The sequence below is a fragment of the Lysobacter antibioticus genome, from assembly GCF_001442535.1.
Classification (GTDB): Bacteria; Pseudomonadota; Gammaproteobacteria; order Xanthomonadales; family Xanthomonadaceae; genus Lysobacter; species Lysobacter antibioticus.
Map to the genome: position 1 here is coordinate 3,411,126 of NZ_CP013141.1, position 19,734 is coordinate 3,430,859.

Below are 19,734 nucleotides of genomic sequence, written 5' to 3' on the forward strand. Positions count from 1 at the left end.
GGCTTACGCTGGCCGCCGCGGTCGGGCAAGATCGCGGCATGGTCTGCGAACATCTGCGCCCGCTCGAACACGCCCTGGCCGCGGCCGGCATGGCGGTCGGCTTTCGCGGCCAGGCGTGGTCGGAGCAATGCCGCGAATGGGTGTATTACTCGGTGGTGCTCGATATGAAGTCGATTCGCCCGCATCTGCCGGACTGCGTCGAGCCGCACGAGAACCTGGACCCGCGTTCGGGCCAGGAGCGCGGCTTCTATTGCAGGCAATGCCACGACGGGGTCATGGGCCTGCTCAAGGGCGGGCGCAGGTTCCGCATGCCGCCGCGCAAGACATGATCGCGCGCGGCCGAGTGCCTGCCGCGTCGTATTCATCGCGGCACTGCCCGTGGGCAGTCGCCGCGGACGCGCGGATAATCGCGGCATGAACGGCCACGGTCTCGTTACGGCGCAGGCGCCGCGCTATGCGGCGTTGTTGATCGATTTCGACGGCGTGCTGCGCCGATGGCCGGCCAGCGACGATGCGATCGAAATCGCCCACGGCCTGCCGATCGGCAGTCTGCGGCGTATCGCCTTCGTGCCGGCCTTGCTGGACCAGGCGCTGGCCGGTCGCATCACCGACGAGCAATGGCGCGAGCAAGTGGCCGAGCGCCTGCGTGCGACCTATCCCGGCAGCGAGGCCGAGGCGGCGGTCGGGCAGTGGTCGCAGCCTTGCGGACAGCTCGACACCGAGGTCATGGCCTTGCTCGATGCCTGCCATCCCGATCTGCGCCTGGTCCTGGTCAGTAATGCGACCACGCGGCTGGCGCGCGATCTGCAGACGCTCGGTCTGAGCGAACGCTTCGACGCCGTGGTCAATTCCAGCGAGCTCGGCCTGCTCAAGCCTGAGCCGGAGATCTTCCGCGCCGCGTTCGCGCGCGCCGGGGTCGAGGCGCGACAGGCGTTGTTCGTCGACGACGACCCCGACAACGTCGCCGCCGCAGCGGCGCTGGGCGCGCACGGCCTGCGCTATTGCGATTGCGAGGGACTGCGGGGTTGGCTGGAGGCCGCCGGCGTGTTGCGCGACTAGTTGTGTCGATGCGGGCGAGAGCGGCTCACCGATTCGCAGCCGATGAGGCATCGCGGGCGAAGCGCTCGCGGTAGTCGCGCGGGCTCAGCCCGAGCTTGCGGCGGAAGTGATGGCGCATGGTGATGGCACTGCCGAAGCCGGTGCTGCCGGCGATGCGGTCGATCGCCCAGGCCGTGGTTTCGAGCAGTTCGCGCGCGCGGTCGACGCGCGCCTGGATCAGCCAGTCGGCCGGAGTCATGCCGGTGCTCTGCTTGAAGCGGCGCATGAAGTTACGCTCGCTCATCGCGGCCATGTCGGCGAGCGCCGCCACCGGCAGCGGCTCGGCGAGCCGTTTGCGCATGCGTTCGAGTAAGGGCGAGAGCGCGTTGCCGGCCTCGCGTTCGATCGGGCGGTCGATGTACTGGGCCTGGCCGCCTTCGCGGTGCGGCGGGATCACCAGGCGGCGGGCGACGTGGTTGGCGACCTTCGGCCCCCAGTCGCGACGTACCAGATGCAGGCACAAGTCCAGGCCGGCGGCGCTGCCGGCCGAGGTCAGCAGGCTGCCTTCGTCGATGTACAAGGCATTCGGATCGACACGGATGCGCGGATGGCGTTCGCGCAGGGCGTCGACGTAGCGCCAGTGCGTGGTCGCGCGGCGTTCGTCGAGCAGCCCGGTCGCGGCGAGCGCGAACGCGCCCGAGCAGATCGACAGCAGACGCGCGCCGCGCGCATGGGCTTCGCGCAACGCTTCGACGATGCGCGTCGGCACCGGCGCATCGATCGAACTCCAACCGGGAATGACCACCGTGCCGGCGCGGACCAGGCGATCGAGTCCGCCATCGGCGGAGATCTTCAGCCCGTATTGGCCGCGCAAAGGGCGGCGTTGCGCGGCGCAGGTCTCGAAGCGGTACCAGTCGGCGCCGAACTCGGGCCGCGCCAAGCCGAACACCTCGGCGGCGCAGGAGAACTCGAACGCGCACAGGCCGTCGTAGGCGAGCACGGCGACACGCGGGTTGGTGGGACCGGGGCGGGGTGTCGACTTCGGCATGATCTGATCGATGCTTGGCATTTCTGCCAATAGTGGCTGGCGCCGGCCGAGCCGACAATGGCTGCACCTCCTCCCATCGTTTCCTGGAAGCCGCCATGCGCAACGCCGTCACCGAGATCCCCGCCGCCGCGTCCGAGCTGGCCTTGCAGCACTTCCAATCGCAGTTCGCCTTCGAGACCGATTGCTGGGACACCCATGAAGCTTTGCAATCGGGCGCGCCCGGTTTCGTCCTGATCGACGCGCGCAGCCCCGCGCTGTACGCGAAAGGCCATCTGCCGGGCGCGATCAGCCTGCCACACCGCAAAATCATCGCCTCGAAGATGGGCGCGTACCCGCCTTCGACTCTGTTCGTGGTCTATTGCGCCGGGCCGCATTGCAACGGTGCGGCGCGCGCGGCGGTCCGCCTCGCCCAGTTGGGCCTGGCGGTCAAGCTGATGGCCGGCGGCATCACCGGCTGGCTCGACGAAGGTTTTGCGCTGAGCGTCGGCGACAGGCCCTGAAGACAGCCGTCGCGATGCAGCGTCGCGCGGGCCGCCACGGTGACTGAAGCAGTCCGCACTGCCTGCGTCCAGTTGCCGATGACTGCGCTGCCGAGACCCGCCGAGACTCGCCGAGCTGGCGATGTCACAGACCGATGCGGTGAATCGTCGTGAGCCAGAGAGCGAGTCGGAACGCCGCATCGATCGTCGCATTGAATATCGCGGCGGCCGACCGCAGCTCGATAACCCCACATCGAAGGAATCGCAATGAACGCTGCAAACCCGAAGCCGGCTCTGATCCTCAGCAACCCGGCCGGTCTCTACGATCCCGCTCCCAACGGCTATTCGCACGTGGCCGAAGTCGCCGGCGCGGTGCGCTGGGTGTTCGTCGCGGGGCAGGGCGGCGAAACCGCCGACGGCGCGCTCGCCGACGATTTCCAGGCGCAGGTGCGCCAGGCCATGCACAACCTCGTCACCGCCCTGGGTTCGGCCGGCGCATCGCCGTCGGACGTGGTCAAACTGACCGTGTTGATCGTCGATCACAGCGAGGCGCGCCTGCACGTATTCGGCGCCGAACTGGCCGCGGCCTTCGGCAGCGAACACCGCCCGACCTGCACCCTGATTCCGGTGCCGAGGCTGGCGCTGGACGGCATGCTGTTCGAGATCGAGGCGCTCGCCGCCGTCGCGGCGGCGTAAGCGCAGCGAGGCCAGCAGGCGCTTCTCCGCGGACAGATAGCGCCCCGGGACCGGCGCGGCCGCGGCGGTCTATAATGGCCGTAGCAGCCGTGCCGTTCGCAGCCCGCGAACGACCCGCCGCCATCCCCTCTCCGATTCCCGCCGCGCAGCCGATGCTGCGTGGCGCGAACCGCTGGGCGGAGACCTGCAAGGAGCAGCTCATGAATACGACCCATGGATTGTTGATCCGCGCCGCCGCCTTCGCGGCCGAGCGCCACCGCCATCAGCGCCGCCGCGATGCCGAGGCCTCGCCCTACATCAATCACCCCATCGCCCTGGCCGACGTGCTGGTCAACGAGGGCGGCGTCGACGACACGACGGTGCTATGCGCGGCCTTGCTGCACGACACCATCGAGGATACCCAGACCAGCGCGGCCGAGATCGAAGCGGCGTTCGGCGCGCGCATCGCCGCGATCGTGCTGGAAGTCAGCGACGACAAATCCCTGCCCAAGGCCGAGCGCAAGCGTCTGCAGATCGAGCACGCGCCGCAGCTGTCGCGCGAGGCCAAGTTGATCAAGCTGGCCGACAAGATCTGCAACCTGCGCGATCTGCTCGCGCAACCGCCGGCGGATTGGCCGGCGCAGCGCAAGCAGGATTATTTCGATTGGTCGGCGCAGGTCGTCGCCGGCGTGCGCGGCGTCCACCCGGGCCTGGAGGCGGTGTTCGATGAGGTCCATGCGCGAGCGGACGAACTGGTCGAGCGCCAGCCGGCCTGATCGCCGCCGCGGCGCGGACTTCTGCCGCCGCGGGCGAGCCCCTAGACTGGGATCTTTCGACTTCGGCCCCGCCCATGACCCATCCGGATCCGTTCCTGTCTCCGATCGTCGCCGGCGCCTGGCGCATGGCCGAGTGGAATTTCGACGTCCAGCAACGCCTGCACTGGATAGGCGCGGCCCTGGATCTCGGCATCACCAGCTTCGACCACGCCGACATCTACGGCGACTACGGCGTCGAGGCCTTGTTCGGCGAAGCACTGGCGGCGAGTCCCGGATTGCGCGACCGCATCCAGATCGTCAGCAAGTGCGGGATCAAGCTGACTTCGGCGCAGCGCCCGTCGCACCGGGTCAAGTCCTACGACACCTCGCCCGCGCACGTGATCGCTTCGGTCGAGAATTCATTGCGCGCGCTGCGTACCGATCGCCTCGACCTGTTGTTGATCCACCGGCCCGATTTGTTGATGGACGCCGATGCGCTCGGCCGCTGTTTCGACGAGCTCAAGGCGGCCGGTAAGGTCTTGCAGGTCGGCGTGTCCAATCATTCGCCGTCGCAACTGGCGCTGCTGCATTCGCGGCATTCGCTGGCGACGCACCAGGTCGAACTCTCGCCGCTGCATCTGGCGGCGCTGGACGACGGCACGCTCGACCAATGCCAGACCCTGGGCATGCGGCCGATGATCTGGTCGCCGCTCGGCGGCGGGCGCTTGTTCGGCCAGGGCGACGCCCAGGCGCTGCGCGTGCACGAGGTATTGGCCGCGCTCGGCGAACGCTACGACGCCTCGGTGGCGACGATGGCCTATGCCTGGTTGCTGCGGCATCCGTCGCGGCCGTGGCCGATCACTGGCAGCGGCCGCGTGCAGGGCCTGCGCGATGCGGTCGCGGCGCTGTCGATCGAACTCGATGCCGAAGACTGGTATCTGATCTGGCAAGCCGGCGCGGGGCGCGACGTCGCCTGATTCTGACTCGATATCCGGGCTCGATCCGATCCGCTCGCAGAACGAACGAAGGCCGCATCGCCGCGGCTTTCGTCGAAGTTGCCGGCTGGCCAGCCCGGTTGTTGCGGTTCAGCCGCGCGGCTGGCTTTCGGCGATGCTCTTGAGCTGCCTGAGGCCGTCCTCGAACTGAGCGCCGAGCATCTTGTCCATGCTCATGAACAAGCCGAACGCCTTGAACAGGAAATTGCGCTCGCCGCTCATCGACCAGGTGACCTCGGTCTTGTCGCCGACCGGCTTGAAGACGAACTCGGCGAAGTTGGTGGCCTGGAACGGCTTGCGGAAGGCGAGCTCGATCCGCACGCGTTCGCCGGGCCGGCTTTCCAGGATCGTCGCCCGGCCTTCACCGGCGTTCTTGTCGCCGACCCAATCGTAGATCGCACCTTCGCCTACTGCCGGGCCTTGGTAACTACGCTGCAGGTTGGGGTCGAGCTTCTCGAACGGCGACCATGCCGTCCAACGGCGGAAGTCTTCGACCTGGGCGAACGCCGCCGCCGGCGGCGCATCGATCACGATGCTGCGGGCGATGCGGAAGTGCGACGGCTGCAGGGCGACCACGATTGCGAACACGACGAGGACGGCGACGATGACGAGCAAGATGATCTTGAACATGCGGGTGTCTGCTTGAGTTTAGAGGGAAGGGATGGGGCTCAGGATGCCGCGGTTCTGCAATTGCTCGAAGCCTGTGGCGGCCTGCTGCACGTCTTCGGGAAAGTCTTCCATTTCCTGGACCTGGCGGACTTCGATGGTTTCGTTGTCCGAGCCGGGGCAGCGCTTGGCCCAGGCGATCGCCGCTTCGCGCGAGGCGACATCGATCATCCAATAGCCGCCAAGCACTTCCTTGGCTTCCGAGAACGGGCCGTCGGTGACCTTGGGCTTGCCGCCGGCGAAGCTGATCCGCGCGCCCATCGACGGCGGGTGCAGGCCATCCAGCGCGATCAGCACGCCCGCCTCCTGCAGTTCGCGGTTGTAGGCCATCATCGCCTCGACCGCTTCGGCGCTCGGCAAGGTGCCGGCTGCGGCGGATTCGTAACCTTTGGGAATCATCAGCATCATGAAGCGCATGGGGGTATCTCCTGGGGATGTCGTTGTGGGAAGCGGCGGCGTCCGGTGTCGTAGCGTGTTCCGACGCCGCGCTCTTGCAATGACGACGAACCGGCGCCGGCCGGATCGACACGTCCGCGAAAATATTTTCTGCGGCTGCCGTCGGCGGGTCCGGGAGAGGCCGCGGAACTGAATCGCGTCTGTCTCGGCGGCATCGGGCCCCGTCTCGCTGCAGCGCACTCCTGCTTACCATCGCCGCTTCATTGACCGAAGGCGAGGGCGGTAATGAGCAGTCCGAACAAGACTTGCGGCAGGGTGGCGGCGACGCTGCTGATGACATTGGCCTGGAACGCAGGCGCAGCCGATGCACCCGCGCCCGCCGCGACATCGACAGCTGTTCCCGATCCAGCCCTCGATGCCTATGCCGAGCCCGCGCAGCGGGTCGATATCGGCAAGGGACGCCATCTGAATCTGCGTTGCAGCGGCCAGGGCCAGCCGACGGTCCTACTGGAAGCCGGCTTCGCCGCCGACTCGATGGCCTGGGCGAAGTCGCAGCCGTTGATCGCCGAGCGCAACCGCGTCTGCGCCTACGACCGCGCCGGCGTCGGCTACAGCGATCCCGGCCCGCTGCCGCGCGATCTCGATGCCGACGTCGCCGACCTGCACGCCTTGATCGAGGCCGCCGACCTCGACACGCCGCTGATCCTGATCGGCCATTCCTACGGCAGCCTGGTCGTGCGCCGCTTCGACGAGCGCTATCCCAAGCTGGTGGAGGCGTTGGTGCTGGTCGACCCGCCGGTGCAGAACGTCGGCGCGTTCTCCGCGAGCTATGCCGAGCGCGAGGCCGAAGTGGCGCCGAAGATGTTGGCGATGTACCGGGTCTGCGAACAGGGCGCCAAGGACGGCCGGCTCAGCGCCACGCCGCCGGCCGAACTCAAGTCCTGCCTGCGCGGGCCGAACCCGAACTACAGCGAACGCTTGAACGCGGCGATCCTCGGCTGGCGTTCCAAGCCGGCGTTCTGGACCGGGATGATCTCGGCTTCGGAGCGGCGCGCGCCGCTGTATTCCGGGCCGGTGCCGAAAAGCGAACGCCACGACGGCAAGCCGGTGATCGTGTTGAGCGCGGACCGGCCCTATTCCGGCGCGCCGCCGAAGGATATGGAGGCCTTGCTCGCGGCGCGCGAGCAGACCCACACCGCGTTGATGGCCACCTCGCGCCTGGCCAAGCGGGTCACCATCGAGAACAGCACCCACGATATTCCCGGCGGCCAGCCGACGGCACCGGCGATCGCGGTGTTCGAGGCGATGCAGATGCGCCAGCGGGCGAAGAGCGGCAAGGACTAGATCGCCGCATCGGCGGCGCGAAGGCCCGATGCGTTCGCTGCGATCAGTGCGATGCCGAAGACCGTATCGGCGCCGGATCCTGTCGAGGCTGGATCGTGTCGATGCTGGATCGATCCGTTGCGCACGATGCGATTGCGGCGTTTCGCTATGCGACCATCTTCCTGACGATCACACCCGATTTCCATCGAAGACGGGACAATCGCCTCGACCCGGCCGCCAATGCGAACCGGACCCGATGGATCGCGGCATCCGCCGTCCGAATAAAACAAAGGAGACATCATGGATCTGGGCATGGTCGGTCTGGGGCGCATGGGCGCCAACATGGCCGAACGACTGGTACGCGGCGGACATCGCGTGGTCGGTTTCGACCCTGGTCCGGCGGCGCGCGAGCAGGCCGTGGCGCGCGGCATCGAAGCGGCCGCATCCTTGCGCGAGTTGGTTGCGGCCTTGCCGGCGCCGCGCACGGTCTGGCTGATGGTGCCGGCCGGCGCAGTGGTCGACTCGACTCTGGCCGAGCTGCTGCCGCTGCTCGCCCCCGGCGACAGCGTCGTCGACGGCGGCAATTCCAACTACAAGGACACCCAGCGGCGCGCCGTCCAGCTCGCCGGACACGGCCTGCACTATGTCGATTCCGGCACCAGCGGCGGCGTCTGGGGCCTCAAGGAAGGCTATAGCCTGATGATCGGCGGCGACGAAACCGCGGTCGAACGCCTGCGTCCGATCTTCGAGACCTTGGCGCCGGCCGCGGATCGCGGCTGGGGCCGGGTCGGGCCGAGCGGCGCCGGCCACTTCACCAAGATGGTCCACAACGGCATCGAGTACGGCCTGATGCAGGCCTATGCCGAGGGCTTCGCGATCATGGGGCACAAGGCCGACTTCGGCCTGGATCTGCACCAGATCGCCGAGATCTGGCGGCACGGCAGCGTGGTGCGCTCGTGGTTGCTCGACCTGAGTTCGGACGCGCTGGCCAAGAACCCCTCGCTCGACGGCATCGCGCCCTATGTCGAGGACTCCGGCGAAGGCCGCTGGACCGTCGCCGAAGCGATCGACCTCAACGTCTCGGCGCCGGTGATCACCGCTTCGCTGCTCGAACGCTTGCGCTCGCGCGACAAGGATTCCTTCGCCGACAAACTGCTGGCGGCGATGCGCAACGAATTCGGCGGCCACGCCATCCGCAAGGAGTAAAGCGGCCCGGCCGGCGCCGCGATGGCGCCGGCCAGGGCCGCGGTAACGGTGCGGCCGGTGCCGGTTGCCGGCCCGCGCAGGCGCTATGCTCGCGACCGGGCCATCGGAAGCCGCCGCCATGCCGAGCACGCCGTCTGCCGTCGCCGCACCGGATCGGCCCGATGCCGATCCGCCCTCGTCCGCTCTCGGCCCGCCCCAGCTCGTCCCGCCCCGCCTCGGCGCAGCGCGCCTGGACATGGTCGATGCCCTGCGCGGTCTGGTGATCGCGCTGATGGTGCTCGACCACGTGCGCGACTACTTCCACTGGCAGGCGTTCGTGTTCAGCCCGACCGACCTGGCCAGAACCACGCCGTTGTTGTTCGCGACGCGCTGGGTCACCCACCTGTGTGCGCCGAGTTTCGTCCTGCTCGCCGGCGTGTCGATCTTCCTGCAACGCGCCGGCGGCGCTTATCCGCGTTCGGCGCAGTCGCGGTTCCTGCTCAGTCGCGGCCTGTGGCTGATCGTGCTGGAACTGACCGTGATCGTGTTCGGCTTCAACTTCGTCTGGCCGTTCCTGTTCCTGCAGGTGATCTGGGCGATCGGCATCGGCATGGTCGCGATGGCGGCCTTGATCTGGCTGCCGCGCCAGGCGGTGCTCGCGCTCGGCATCGTCATCATCGCCGGGCACGGCTTGCTGGCGGGATTCGACTCGAGCCGATGGGGTGCGCTGGCGCCGCTGTGGACTTTGGCGATGCGGCCCGGCGCGGTGCCCGGCATCGAAGGCTTCGTCGCCTATCCGGCACTGCCCTGGGTCGGCATCCTCTGCCTCGGCTATGGCCTCGGCCCGCTGTTCCTGTTCGATGCGCAGCGGCGATGGCGCGTCGTCGCGACGCTCGCGCTGGCGATGCTGGCGGCGTTCGTTATCTTGCGTGCCAGCACGGGCTTCGGCGACCCCTCGGCGTGGCAGCGGCATGCCGAGCCGCTTTTCGATGCGATGGCCTTCGTCAACGTCTCCAAGTACCCGCCTTCGCTGTTGTATGCCTTGGTCACGCTCGGTGTGTCGCTGTTGCTGATGTTGGCGCTGGAGCATTGCCCGGGTTGGTTGCGGCGCGTGCTGCTCGCATTCGGCCGCACGCCCTTGTTCACCTACCTGCTGCATATCTATCTCGTGCACGGCCTGGCCTTGTTGGTCGGCGTCGCCAGCGGCATTCCGGCGACGGTGTTCGTCGGCATCCTCGGCAACGCCGGGCGCATCGCCGAATCGGGTTGGGGCGTGAGCCTGCCAGCGGTATACGGACTGTGGCTGGGCGTGCTGGCGGCGCTGTATCCGCTCTCGCGTTGGTTCGCCGGGGTCAAGGCCAGGCGCCGCGATCGCTGGCTGAGTTATCTCTAGGCCTACGACCATTGTCGATCTGCGAAGCCGGCCCGCCGGGTTCAGGTGGGCGGTCACGTCTGAACGAATGCTGCGCCGCACCGCGCGCTAGCCTCGGTCTGCGTCCGGCGCGGTGCATCGCGCGTTGCCGGACGCATAACGCCGCCGCGCCCGCAATCGATCCGCTCATCGAACACCAGCCACGCCGCGCCGGCGCATCGGAGCGGCGAATGGCGAAGTGCGCGCGCGGTTCCCGCCAGGCCTTCGTTCCCCACCTTCGGAGACACCCCATGTCAGTGCACACGAAGACGACGCGCCGCCCCCCGCTGCGACGCTGTCTGCAATCGCTCGCTCTCGCCGTCGCCACCACCGCCGCGTTCTCGGCCGCGGCTGCACCCAACTTCCCGTTCGGCAGTCATCGCCAGGCTTATGTCAGCGGCACCTTGAGCCCGAGCGTCGGCCGCGCCGCGGCCGACCAGTCCACGGCTTCGTTCTATCGCACCTGGAAGCAGCGCTACCTCATCCCGGCCTGCAAGGCCGGAGAGTACCGGGTCAAGGCCGATACCGACGACGCCTACGTGGTCTCGGAGGGGCAGGGCTACGGCATGCTGATCACGGTGATGATGGCCGGTGAAGACCCGCAAGCGCAGACCTTGTTCGACGGCCTGCATCGCTACAACCGCGGCCATCGCAGTGCCAACGACAGCGACCTGCTGGCCTGGGCGCAGAATGCCAGCTGCAACAACATCCTCGACCCGGACTCGGCCACCGACGGCGATCTCGACATCGCCTACGCCTTGCTGCTGGCCGATCTGCAATGGGGGTCGAGCGGTGCGATCAATTACGCCGCAGAAGCGCGCCGGGTGATCGCCGCGATCCGCCGCAGCAACGTCAATCCCACCACCAAGCTGGTCAACCTCGGCGACTGGGTCAGCACCGACACGCCGAAGCATTACTACGCCACCCGCAGTTCCGATTGGATGCTCGGCCACTTCCGCTCCTTCGCCAGCAAGCTCGGCGACAGTTACTGGACCGGCGTGCTCGGCGCACACCAGAACCTGTTGTCGACGATGCAAGGCAGCTACGCGCCGAACACCGGCCTGGTGCCGGATTTCATCGTCAACACCAACACGACCGCCAAGCCGGCGCCGGCGAATTTCCTCGAAGCCGACACCGACGGCTATTACTCCTGGAACGCCGGGCGGGTGCCGTGGCGGATCGGCATCGACGCCGCGGTCAGCGGCGACAGCCGCTCGCGCACCGCCGCGCGCAAGCTGAGCCAGTGGATCCGGGCCAAGGCCGGCAACGATCCCAACCGCGTGCGCAGCGGCTATCGCCTCGATGGCCAGGTGGTCGAGAACTACAACAGCATGTTCTTCACCGCGCCGTTCGCGGTCGCCGCGACCGTCGACCCGGATGCCCAGGCCTGGCTCGACAAGCTGTGGAGCTATACCGTCGCCAGCGGCCCGAGCGACTACTACGGCGACAGCGTCAAGCTGCTGTCGATGCTGGCGGTGTCGAACAACTGGCTGAAGCCCTGAGCCGGCGACTGAATCGCCCGATTAGGACAACCGCCTAGGTCGAAAGTCTATGGAGTGTGCCCGGCGTCCCGATTAGGATCGGGACGCCGGTCGTCGGAACTACGACGGCGCCGGCATCTACCATCCATGACAGGGAAGGCGAACCGGACGGTTCGCCGCCCCGCGGCGTCCGCGCCGCTATCGACGAGGCATAAGGGACCATGCGAAAGATTCTATCGACCTTGATTCTGGCCGCGGCTTGCGCGACGGCCACCGCGTCGCCCGACCGGGCACCGTTCGAAGTGCAGGGCGTGCTGGAGCAGCAAAAGCAGATTCGCGCCGAAGTCGAGGCCGGCAAGGGCGCCTATGGCGGCCTCGATGCGAATGCCCGTCGGGAACTGACGACGCGCCAGGAGCGCTTGGTCAAGCTGCTGGAAGGCCGTCGTTACGAGGACCTCAGCGAGAGCGAACGCGAGAGTGCGCACGGCGACCTGGCCTGGATCGCGCAGGCCGCGCGCAGCGACGAGGAGAAGTTGATTTGCGAGCGCGTGCGGCCGATCGGCAGCAACCGGGTCGAGCGCGTGTGCAAGACCGCATCGCAGCGTCGCAAGGAGCAAGAGGCCCGCGGCCAGGATCCGGAGTTGCTGCGCCAGCAGGGCCGGCCGACGATGTAGTCGGCCGCTTGCCGCGCGGATCGACCCGCGCGGCAAGCGCCTGCGTCAATCGCCTGCTTTAGTCGCCATCGCGGGTCAATCGCAGCAGCGGCAAGGCTGGCCGTTGCCCGGGTACCACCCCGGCATGCCGCCGCAGCGGTCCTGACAAATCTTGTAGCTGCACAGTGCCTGGTCGGCCGGCGCCGACGAGGCCGCCTGGGCGATGCCGAAACCGAAGCCGAACGCGGCCAAGGCGAATGCGGCGACGAGCCCGAAACCTTTGCGCTTCATGCGTGATCCTCCTGTCGTGGCGAACTGTCGTGGCGAATGGTCCGGCGCCGCGCGATACGCTGGGCCGGCGGCGCCGAGGTGCGGGCGAGTGCCCGTGCCGGCGGCCACTGTAGGCGCCCGTGCGCCGGCATTTTGGCGAGCGCGTCACCAAAGCGCGGGCGGCAGCGGATGAACAGGCGATCGCGTCGGCCTGAGTCGCGACCATGCCGTACTCGCGTGCATTTGCCCGCGATCGCCGGCTCGCGCGATCATCGCCGTAACGATCGCCTTACGAGCGCTACCGCGTGCCCTTGCCCTATCGCCGTCCGCTGCATTCCTGCGCCGTCGCGCTGATCCTCGCCTTGAGCGCCTGCGCCACCGCGCCGCCGCACAATCCGCTGGCGCAATGGCACGGCTCGCCGAACTACAACGAGCGCGGCGCGCAGCTGATCGTGCTGCACCACACTCAGATGGAAAGCGCCGAGCGCGCCTTGCTGACCCTGCAGACGCGCAACTCGCAGGGGCGGGTCAGCGCCCATTACCTGATCGGCGCCGACGGACGTATCTATCAGTTGGTCGCGGACACGATGCGCGCCTGGCATGCCGGCGCCGGCAGTTGGGGGGAAATCAGCGATCTCAATTCGGCCTCGATCGGCATCGAACTCGACAACGACGGCAGCGAGCCTTTCGAGCAGGCCCAGATCGACAGCCTGCTGCGCCTGCTCGAGGATCTGACCCGGCGCCTGGGTATTCCACGCCATGCCATCGTCGCTCACGGCGACCTCGCGCCGACGCGCAAGACCGACCCGAGCGTGCTGTTTCCGTGGCAACGCCTGGCCGAGGCCGGTTTCGGCCTGTGGCCGCGCGCCACGCGCACAGAACCGCCGGCGGGTTTCGATGCCTGGGCGGCGTTGCGCCTGGTCGGCTACGACCTGCGCGACCCGGGCGCGGCGCTGGCGGCGTTCCATCGCCGCTTCCGCGGTAACGAAGCGCGCGAATGGCAGCCGGGCGATGCCGCGATCCTGTTCGATCTGCAACGCCAACTCATGCAGTTGCCGGACGGTGCGCCGGTGCCGCCCGCAGCGCCACCGCTGCGATGAGAGCGTCCACGCCCGCCGTTGCAATGAGCGGGCTCAGGCCGCGGCCTCGTACGGCGCGGCCGAACGCGCATCGCGCAGCGCCTGCGACCACCAGCTCAGCCGCGACAGCATGGTCGTCATGGCCTTGCCCGCGGCGTGCGGTTCGTGCAGTTCGCCGTCGGGTCCGAACTGTCGCCAGGCGCTGACCAGGTTGACGCTGTCGCGCAAGGTCACCGCGTGCAGTTCGGCGAAGACTTGGCGCAGTTGCTCGATCGCGCGCAGGCCGCCGGAACTGGCGCCGTAGCTGACGAAGGCGACGGGCTTGGCCTGCCAGGGTTCGTAGCAGGCGTCGATGAGCGCCTTCAGCGGCGCCGGATAGCCGTGGTTGTATTCGGGGGTGACGATGACGAAAGCATCGGCGGCGTGCAGACGCTGGCGCAGCTGTTGCAGTTGCGCTTCGTCCTGGCGCAGGACGCGACCCGACAAGGGCCAGTCGGCGGGATCGATGCGCACGGTTTCGAAACCTCCGTGGCGGTCGATATGGCGTTGGGTCCATTCGGCGACGACGTCGCAGAAGCGGCCCTCGCGCGCGCTGCCGTAGATCAGCGCGAGTTTGATGTTGGGGTGCATGCAGGTCGGTGATTGGGGAACATGCCGGGCAGCTTAAAACCTCAAGTAATGTCGAGGTCAAGCGGTGCTTCTCAGGCCCCATCCCGATGCCGTGGCGCGGTTCTTGCTGGGCGCCGAGGCTGTTGCGCTGCGCTGCGCTGCGCTGCGCCGTGCCGGCGGCGAACCGCCGGCGTGCCTGTGCCTGCGGCTCAGGCCTCCGGCTTGCGCCGGAACTTGTAGATCACCGCGCCGACCGCGAGCGCGATCGCCGCGGCGATCAGGTTGGCGGTGCTGGCGCTGGCGAGCAGGCCGAGCGACAGCACGATCGCCGCGATCGGGATGATCGGCCCGCCCGGCAGTTGCAAGGCGCCTTCGCTCTTGCCATGACGCTTCTGCAGTACCAGCACCGACACCGCGGTGCCGATATAGGTGCACAGGCGCGCCACCACCGAGAGCAGGGCGAGTTGCTGGAACGAACCGGTCAGCGCCAGCGCCAGCGCGACCACGCCGAGCAGCACCACCGCACGCGCCGGCGTGTGAAAGCGCGGATGGATCGCCGACAGGGCGCGCGGCCCGTAGCCGTCCTTCGACAAAGCCAGCAGATAGCGCGGGCCCATCATCACCGTATTGCTGTTGGTGCCGAGGATCGAGATCGCCGCGCCGACCGTCAGCACCAGGGCCAGGCCGGTGCCGCTGAAATGCGCGGCGGCTTCGGCGAGCGGGCTCGACGACTGGGCGATGCCCGGCAAGGTGCCCAGGGCGACCAACTGCACGGTGAAATAAATGATGGTGACCAGGACGATCATGGTCAGCAGCGCAAACGGTACGTCGCGGCGCGGATTGCGGTATTCGCCGGCGGCCGCCGGCAGGTTCTCGAAGCCGGCATAGGCGAACAGCAGCAACAGCGCCGCCTCGCCGAGGTGGTCCATCGGCATCGGCGTGTCCGACGACAACAGCGAGGCATCGAAATAAAACGCGCCGATGGCGACGAACAACAGCAGCGGCAGCAGCTTGCCGATCGCCAGGGCCACGCCGGCCCGCGCTGCGGTGCGCACGCCGATGACGTTGATCAGCACCAGCAGGGCGAGCGACCCGGCGACCACCGCCACGCGTGCCACGCCGCCCTTGGCGGCCGGCCAGAACAGCCCGACCGCTTCGGCCAGGCCATTGCTCAACGAGGCCGCGGTAGAGATGCGCGTCACCAGCAGCATCCAGCCGACCTCGAAACCGGCGAAGGGGCCGAAGGCCTCGCGGGCGTAGAGATAGCCACCGCCGGGTTGGTCGAAATAGCTCGCCGCCTGGGCGTAGCACAGCACCAGCAGGGCCACCGCGAATCCGGCCAGCAACACCGCCCACAGACTGGCCGGGCCGAGCAGGGCGGCGGCGGTGGCCGGCAACAGATAGATGCCGCTGCCGATCACGTCGTTGATGGACAGGCCGACGATCTGCCAACGGCTGACGGCGCGGACGGTGCCGGGGCGTCCGTCGTCCGGAGCAGGGGCCGCAGCGGCGGCGGGCGAGGACGAAACGGGCGCGTGCGGCGTCGGCTGGCTCAAACGGTGGTTCCCCTCGCTCGGTGGCGGTGCGGCGGACCGCATGCGGCGCCGATCTCGTCGCACCTTAGTGCCTGCGGCCTGCCGCTTTCAATCCGCACTGCGGCATGTCGGCCGGAGCCAAGCGCATAAGCAGGCGGGGCCGGGTCGCAACCGCGGCCGGCCGATGCGCGCAAGCGTCGCCCTGCGATCGAGGAGCGTCGAGCTGCGCCGAATGCGCGCGCGGTTCGTAAACGTTTTGTTGCGTTCAGTCGTCGTCGCGCCGTGGCCGAAGGCGCGAATGAGGTATGACGCACGTTTTCGCCGGTTCATCGGGCCGCGCCTAACCCGTATCGCCGGCGGGCTGGTTAAAGAAACGTAGCCGCGGGACTTCGCGGCGCGTTTTCGTTCATGGCGATGACGGCAGTGTGCAATCCGTGCCTACGAACCACGGCACGCGTTGCAGCAACGACGATTCAACCGATCCGATCGATTCGATTCACACGACACCGGAGGTAACCGCATCCATGAAGACCACCATTCGCACCGCACTGTACGGCCTGGCCGCCATCAGCGTGCTCGGCCTGGCCGCTTGCGCCAGCAAGGGCGAGACCACCGACGCGCCGGCGGCATCGAGCGCGCCGGCGGCCGAAGCCGCCCCGGCCGACGCGGCCGCTCCGCCGGCGAGCGGAGACGGTTCGGGCACCTGATTCCAGGACGACGGCCATCGCCAGCGATGGCCGTCTCAGCCAACCCAGAAGGGCGGCCGCGAGGCCGCCCTTTCTGTTGCGCCGGCCTGGGTCGCCAGGGGTGGATTGAGGGGCGAGCGGCCTTGGTGGCTGAACGCGATCTTGGCAATCGTGAACCCAGCGCCGCCGCCCTGACCTTCGGCGCTGGCGCGGACCCCCGGCGGGCCTAGAATCGCGGCGAATGAACACCCGTCCGTCCGCCGCCCCGCGTGTCGTCGCTGCCGTCGTCCTGTTGGCGCTGGCCGCGGGCGCGCAGGCGCGCACCGTGTATCGCTGCGTGCGCGACGGCACCGTCAGCCTCGCCACCGCGCCCGAACCCGGCTCGCGCTGCGTCGCCAAGGAATTCGACGACAACGTCGCGAAGCTGCCCAATCTGTGGGGCGAGATGGGCGTGATCAACGGCAACCTCTACGAGCGCCAGCAGGACGGCAAGACCGTCTACAGCACGCGCAAGCTGCCCGGTTCGGTGCGGGTGATGGGTTTCACCGTGGAAACGCCGCCCGGCGAGCCTGCGCACCCGGGCCTGGGCAAGGTCGGCAAGGCCCAGCTCGACAAATTCCCGGCCCAGTTCCGTTCCGCGGCCAAGGCCAGCGGCGTCGACGATGCCTGGTTGCGCGCGATCGCCCATGCCGAGAGTGGCTTCGACGCCAAGGCAGTCTCGTCCAAGGGCGCGCAAGGGGTCATGCAGCTGATGCCGGAGACGGCCAAGGAATACGGCGTGCTCGACCCGTTCTCGTCGACCGAATCGATCAACGCCGGCGCACGCCACCTCAAGGCCTTGATGCGGCGCTACAAAGGCGACCTGATGTTGGTCGCGGCCGCCTACAACGCCGGCATCGGCACGGTCGCGCGCTATGGCGGCGTGCCGCCGTATCGCGAAACCCAGGAATACATCGCCAAGGTGCAGGCCCTGCACCAGCGTTATCAACTCGCCCTGGGCACGCGCAAGCCGGTGTTGAAAGCCGCGCAATGAAGCCGCAGCCCTCTCCCTGGCTCGGGAGAGGGCATGGCAGGGGCGATGCCGGCGCTTACAGCGGCGTCAGCCGCAGCAGGCGCGCATTACTGCCGTCTTCGAGCAGCCAGACATCGCCGTTCGGGCCTTGTTCGACTTCGCGGATGCGCCTGCCCATCGGATAACGCTCGGCCTCGGCGGCGGTGCTGCCGCTGAAGCGCACCCGGATCAGGGCCTGCGAGGCCAAGCCGCCGATCAGGCCGTTGCCGGCCCAGGCCGGGAAGCGGGTGCCGGAATAGATGATGAAGCCGGCCGGCGCGATCACCGGCGTCCACCAGGTTTCCGGCGCGTTGAGGTCCGGGCGCGTGCTGTGGCGCGGGATCGGCGTGCCGTCGTAGTGATCGCCCTGCGACACCAGCGGCCAACCGTAGTTGGAACCGCGTTCGATCAGGTTGAGTTCGTCGCCGCCCCTCGGCCCCATCTCATGGATCCACAGCTTGCTCTGCGCATCGAAGGCGATGCCGAGCAGGTTGCGATGGCCGTAGGACCACACCGTCGCGGCGACGCCGCCGCGGCCGTAGAACGGATTGTCGGTCGGCACGCTGCCGTCGTCGTTGAGGCGGATGACCTTGCCGAGCGGGGAGTTGAGGTCCTGGGCCGGATCGAACTTCTGCCGCTCGCTCGAGGTGATCCACAGCTTGCGGTCGGGGCCGAACGCGAGGCGATGGCCGTAGTGATTGCTGCCGCTGACTTTCGGCTGGCGCCAGATCACCCGCAGTTCGGTCAGCGAGGCGCTGGTCGAGGTGATGTTGAGCTTGGCGCGCGCAACCGTGGCACCGGCGGTGCCGCTGGTGCTGCCGCGTTCGGCGTAGCTGATATAGATGTATTTGTTGGTCGCGTACTGCGGATGCAGGATGACGTCGCCGAAGCCGCCCTGGCCGCCATAAGCGACCGCGGGCACGCCGCTGACGGTGCGCGCGCTGCCGCCGATGGTTTGCAGTTTGAGCACGCCGCGTTTTTCGGTGACCAGCAAACGGCCGTCGGGCAGGAAGGTCATCGCCCAGGGTTCGTTGAAGCGCGCGACTTCGGTCGCGGTGAACGGCAGCGCCTTGGTCGATTCGGCCGCGCTGGTCGAGCTGGCGCTGGCGTGGTCGAGGGCGCAGGCCGCGGGCGCGACGAAAGCGCCGAGCAGCGCGGTGGAGCAAACGAGGGAGAGCATCGAGCGGTTCATGGTGGGTCTCCGATGTCCGGGCAGGCGTGGGTTTGAGGCCGGCCGAGAGTGCCATCGAAGATCGGGCGGTCTTGCGACCGGATCGGCAGTTCGCGGTGCACGCAGGGGCGGCGCCGCGATTCGCCAAGGCGATCACGCAGGCAATGAGGCCTGGACGCTAGGAAGTCGTGAGCGCGCCGCCGTCGCGGCGGCGCGCAGGGGCTCAGGCGAACGCCTTGAGCGAATCGAACGGCAGCAGTTCGGCGCCGATGGCGTTGCGCAGCACGCGCGCCTCGGCCTGCAGCAGCAGATCGCGGTCGCCGTCGATCACCACCAGGATGCGACCTTGCTGGATATGCGCGTCGAACTTGCGCCGGATCGGGTCGGGCAGGGCCGAGCCCATCAGTGCCGAGGCCCAGCAGCCGACCATGGCGCCGGCCACGGTGGCCGCCGCCGCGCCGGCGATGGTCAGGCCGATCGGACTGATCACGACCGCGAGCAAACCGGCCAGCAACCCGGTGGCGCCGCCGTAGCCGGCGCCGCGCAGCGCCGCCGACATCAGGTCGGTATCGGCTTCCTTGCGATCGTTCGGAATCGACTTGAGTTCGATGTCGGAACGCGCGATCAGCAGGATGTCGTCGTCGTGCACGCCGGCTTCGCGCGCGGCATCCATGGCCGCTTGCGCGGTGGCGAGGTCGGGCGTGCTGAACACGTGGCGGGTCTTCATGTCGCTCTCCGGATGCGGACGACTCGCCTTGATGGGGCGCATGCCGTCATGGGGCGCCTGGTGGCGCCGATCGCATCGGGCCGGCAAGCGGCTGCTGCCAGCCCGGGCCGTATCGTCATCAGCTTCCGCCGCGGCGGGTTAGTCCAGAGTGAGCGCGCGGGCGCAGGCGACGAACGGTCGCTCGCGAGGCGCTGCCGCAGACAGGAACGAGGAATCACTGGACGCAGGAATCGCCCCGGCACCATGCTATGCGCAGTCCGTTACCGGGGCATCGCCATGTTGCCGAGCGTCGAAGTCCAATGTCCTTACTGCGGCGAGCCGATCGACCTGGTCGTCGACGATTCCGCCGGCGACCAGCGCTATATCGAAGACTGCCAGGTCTGTTGCCGGCCGATCGTGGTGGCGGTCAGTCTCGACGAGGACGGCCAGCCGCACGTGGCGGTCTACGCGGAAGACGAAGCGTGATGCCCCTGGCGCTGCGAGGGGCAATACTCTGGGTTC

24 protein-coding genes are annotated in these 19,734 nt (G+C 68.3%); 15 read left to right on the forward strand and 9 right to left on the reverse strand.

The annotated features are described in order from the left end of the window. Nucleotides 1-38 precede the first annotated feature (38 nt). Nucleotides 39-329: a hypothetical protein gene (locus GLA29479_RS13715; protein WP_057916760.1), complete on the forward strand. Its 291-nt coding sequence runs from the start codon at nucleotides 39-41 to the stop codon at nucleotides 327-329. Between the two features lie 85 nt (nucleotides 330-414). After that, entirely contained in the window at nucleotides 415-1,059 is a 645-nt protein-coding gene (locus tag GLA29479_RS13720) for an HAD-IA family hydrolase (RefSeq protein WP_057971932.1), read from the forward strand. A gap of 25 nt (nucleotides 1,060-1,084) precedes the next feature. On the opposite strand, the gene ftrA is transcribed toward GLA29479_RS13720, so the two are convergent. Further along, nucleotides 1,085-2,086, reverse strand: coding sequence for a transcriptional regulator FtrA (gene ftrA / locus GLA29479_RS13725; protein ID WP_057916762.1), 1,002 nt, complete (start codon nucleotides 2,084-2,086; stop codon nucleotides 1,085-1,087). A 95-nt stretch (nucleotides 2,087-2,181) separates the two neighbouring features. On the opposite strand from ftrA, the gene GLA29479_RS13730 reads away from it, so the two are divergent. The 4 genes from GLA29479_RS13730 to GLA29479_RS13745 all read left to right on the forward strand — a co-directional run bounded on the left by GLA29479_RS13730 (nucleotide 2,182) and on the right by GLA29479_RS13745 (nucleotide 4,972). Next, complete coding sequence (locus GLA29479_RS13730) at nucleotides 2,182-2,586, forward strand: rhodanese-like domain-containing protein (protein ID WP_057971933.1); 405 nt, start codon at nucleotides 2,182-2,184, stop codon at nucleotides 2,584-2,586. Between the two features lie 246 nt (nucleotides 2,587-2,832). Continuing rightward, entirely contained in the window at nucleotides 2,833-3,261 is a 429-nt protein-coding gene (locus GLA29479_RS13735; RefSeq protein ID WP_057971934.1) for a RidA family protein, read from the forward strand. A gap of 200 nt (nucleotides 3,262-3,461) precedes the next feature. Further along, nucleotides 3,462-4,016 carry an HD domain-containing protein gene (locus tag GLA29479_RS13740; RefSeq protein WP_057973200.1) on the forward strand — a complete coding sequence of 185 codons (555 nt, stop codon included), beginning with the start codon at nucleotides 3,462-3,464 and terminating at the stop codon, nucleotides 4,014-4,016. 74 nt (nucleotides 4,017-4,090) lie between these two features. Beyond that, nucleotides 4,091-4,972, forward strand: a complete 882-nt coding sequence (locus GLA29479_RS13745; protein WP_057971935.1) for an aldo/keto reductase — start codon at nucleotides 4,091-4,093, stop codon at nucleotides 4,970-4,972. Between the two features lie 108 nt (nucleotides 4,973-5,080). On the opposite strand, the gene GLA29479_RS13750 is transcribed toward GLA29479_RS13745, so the two are convergent. Both GLA29479_RS13750 and GLA29479_RS13755 read right to left on the reverse strand, forming a co-directional pair. Further along, nucleotides 5,081-5,620, reverse strand: coding sequence for an SRPBCC family protein (locus tag GLA29479_RS13750; RefSeq protein ID WP_057971936.1), 540 nt, complete (start codon nucleotides 5,618-5,620; stop codon nucleotides 5,081-5,083). 18 nt (nucleotides 5,621-5,638) lie between these two features. Beyond that, complete coding sequence (locus GLA29479_RS13755) at nucleotides 5,639-6,073, reverse strand: YciI family protein (RefSeq protein ID WP_057916767.1); 435 nt, start codon at nucleotides 6,071-6,073, stop codon at nucleotides 5,639-5,641. Nucleotides 6,074-6,337: 264 nt separating this feature from the next. On the opposite strand from GLA29479_RS13755, the gene GLA29479_RS13760 reads away from it, so the two are divergent. Next, a complete protein-coding gene (locus GLA29479_RS13760) occupies nucleotides 6,338-7,396 on the forward strand; it encodes an alpha/beta fold hydrolase (RefSeq protein WP_057971937.1) in 1,059 nt (352 codons plus the stop codon). Here GLA29479_RS13760 and GLA29479_RS24610 read toward each other — a convergent pair. Continuing rightward, the gene (locus GLA29479_RS24610) at nucleotides 7,393-7,665 is read right to left on the reverse strand and encodes a hypothetical protein (protein WP_144436521.1); all 273 of its coding nucleotides are present in this window, start codon (nucleotides 7,663-7,665) and stop codon (nucleotides 7,393-7,395) included. The two genes, GLA29479_RS13760 and GLA29479_RS24610, sit on opposite strands and share 4 nt — an antisense overlap. A 10-nt stretch (nucleotides 7,666-7,675) precedes the next feature. On the opposite strand from GLA29479_RS24610, the gene gnd reads away from it, so the two are divergent. The 4 genes from gnd to GLA29479_RS13780 all read left to right on the forward strand — a co-directional run bounded on the left by gnd (nucleotide 7,676) and on the right by GLA29479_RS13780 (nucleotide 12,126). After that, nucleotides 7,676-8,581, forward strand: a complete 906-nt coding sequence (gene gnd, locus GLA29479_RS13765) for a phosphogluconate dehydrogenase (NAD(+)-dependent, decarboxylating) (protein ID WP_057971938.1) — start codon at nucleotides 7,676-7,678, stop codon at nucleotides 8,579-8,581. A 235-nt stretch (nucleotides 8,582-8,816) separates the two neighbouring features. After that, a complete protein-coding gene (locus GLA29479_RS13770; protein ID WP_057973201.1) occupies nucleotides 8,817-9,953 on the forward strand; it encodes an acetyltransferase domain-containing protein in 1,137 nt (378 codons plus the stop codon). 269 nt (nucleotides 9,954-10,222) lie between these two features. Further along, nucleotides 10,223-11,473, forward strand: coding sequence for a family 8 glycosyl hydrolase (locus GLA29479_RS13775; protein WP_057971939.1), 1,251 nt, complete (start codon nucleotides 10,223-10,225; stop codon nucleotides 11,471-11,473). A 200-nt stretch (nucleotides 11,474-11,673) separates the two neighbouring features. Further along, a complete protein-coding gene (locus GLA29479_RS13780; protein ID WP_057916772.1) occupies nucleotides 11,674-12,126 on the forward strand; it encodes a hypothetical protein in 453 nt (150 codons plus the stop codon). Between the two features lie 75 nt (nucleotides 12,127-12,201). On the opposite strand, the gene GLA29479_RS13785 is transcribed toward GLA29479_RS13780, so the two are convergent. After that, nucleotides 12,202-12,396, reverse strand: coding sequence for a hypothetical protein (locus tag GLA29479_RS13785; RefSeq protein WP_031371981.1), 195 nt, complete (start codon nucleotides 12,394-12,396; stop codon nucleotides 12,202-12,204). Between the two features lie 284 nt (nucleotides 12,397-12,680). Between GLA29479_RS13785 and GLA29479_RS13790 the strand changes: the two genes are divergently transcribed. After that, entirely contained in the window at nucleotides 12,681-13,475 is a 795-nt protein-coding gene (locus tag GLA29479_RS13790) for an N-acetylmuramoyl-L-alanine amidase (protein WP_057916773.1), read from the forward strand. A 33-nt stretch (nucleotides 13,476-13,508) separates the two neighbouring features. Here GLA29479_RS13790 and GLA29479_RS13795 read toward each other — a convergent pair whose 3' ends face one another. Together GLA29479_RS13795 and GLA29479_RS13800 are read right to left on the reverse strand one after the other, a co-directional pair. Next, nucleotides 13,509-14,084: an NADPH-dependent FMN reductase gene (locus tag GLA29479_RS13795; RefSeq protein WP_057916774.1), complete on the reverse strand. Its 576-nt coding sequence runs from the start codon at nucleotides 14,082-14,084 to the stop codon at nucleotides 13,509-13,511. 188 nt (nucleotides 14,085-14,272) lie between these two features. Further along, nucleotides 14,273-15,508, reverse strand: coding sequence for an APC family permease (locus GLA29479_RS13800; RefSeq protein ID WP_237051788.1), 1,236 nt, complete (start codon nucleotides 15,506-15,508; stop codon nucleotides 14,273-14,275). Nucleotides 15,509-16,122: 614 nt separating this feature from the next. Between GLA29479_RS13800 and GLA29479_RS13805 the strand changes: the two genes are divergently transcribed. Together GLA29479_RS13805 and GLA29479_RS13810 are read left to right on the forward strand one after the other, a co-directional pair. Further along, nucleotides 16,123-16,305: a hypothetical protein gene (locus GLA29479_RS13805; RefSeq protein WP_057916776.1), complete on the forward strand. Its 183-nt coding sequence runs from the start codon at nucleotides 16,123-16,125 to the stop codon at nucleotides 16,303-16,305. A 220-nt stretch (nucleotides 16,306-16,525) separates the two neighbouring features. Further along, complete coding sequence (locus GLA29479_RS13810; RefSeq protein ID WP_057916777.1) at nucleotides 16,526-17,317, forward strand: lytic transglycosylase domain-containing protein; 792 nt, start codon at nucleotides 16,526-16,528, stop codon at nucleotides 17,315-17,317. A gap of 55 nt (nucleotides 17,318-17,372) precedes the next feature. On the opposite strand, the gene GLA29479_RS13815 is transcribed toward GLA29479_RS13810, so the two are convergent. Together GLA29479_RS13815 and GLA29479_RS13820 are read right to left on the reverse strand one after the other, a co-directional pair. Beyond that, complete coding sequence (locus GLA29479_RS13815) at nucleotides 17,373-18,527, reverse strand: PQQ-dependent sugar dehydrogenase (RefSeq protein ID WP_057971940.1); 1,155 nt, start codon at nucleotides 18,525-18,527, stop codon at nucleotides 17,373-17,375. 202 nt (nucleotides 18,528-18,729) lie between these two features. Next, nucleotides 18,730-19,233 (reverse strand): hypothetical protein, encoded by a 504-nt coding sequence (locus GLA29479_RS13820; RefSeq protein WP_057973202.1) that lies wholly within the window; start codon nucleotides 19,231-19,233, stop codon nucleotides 18,730-18,732. Between the two features lie 276 nt (nucleotides 19,234-19,509). On the opposite strand from GLA29479_RS13820, the gene GLA29479_RS13825 reads away from it, so the two are divergent. Beyond that, nucleotides 19,510-19,698: a CPXCG motif-containing cysteine-rich protein gene (locus tag GLA29479_RS13825; RefSeq protein WP_057919899.1), complete on the forward strand. Its 189-nt coding sequence runs from the start codon at nucleotides 19,510-19,512 to the stop codon at nucleotides 19,696-19,698. Nucleotides 19,699-19,734: the final 36 nt, after the last annotated feature.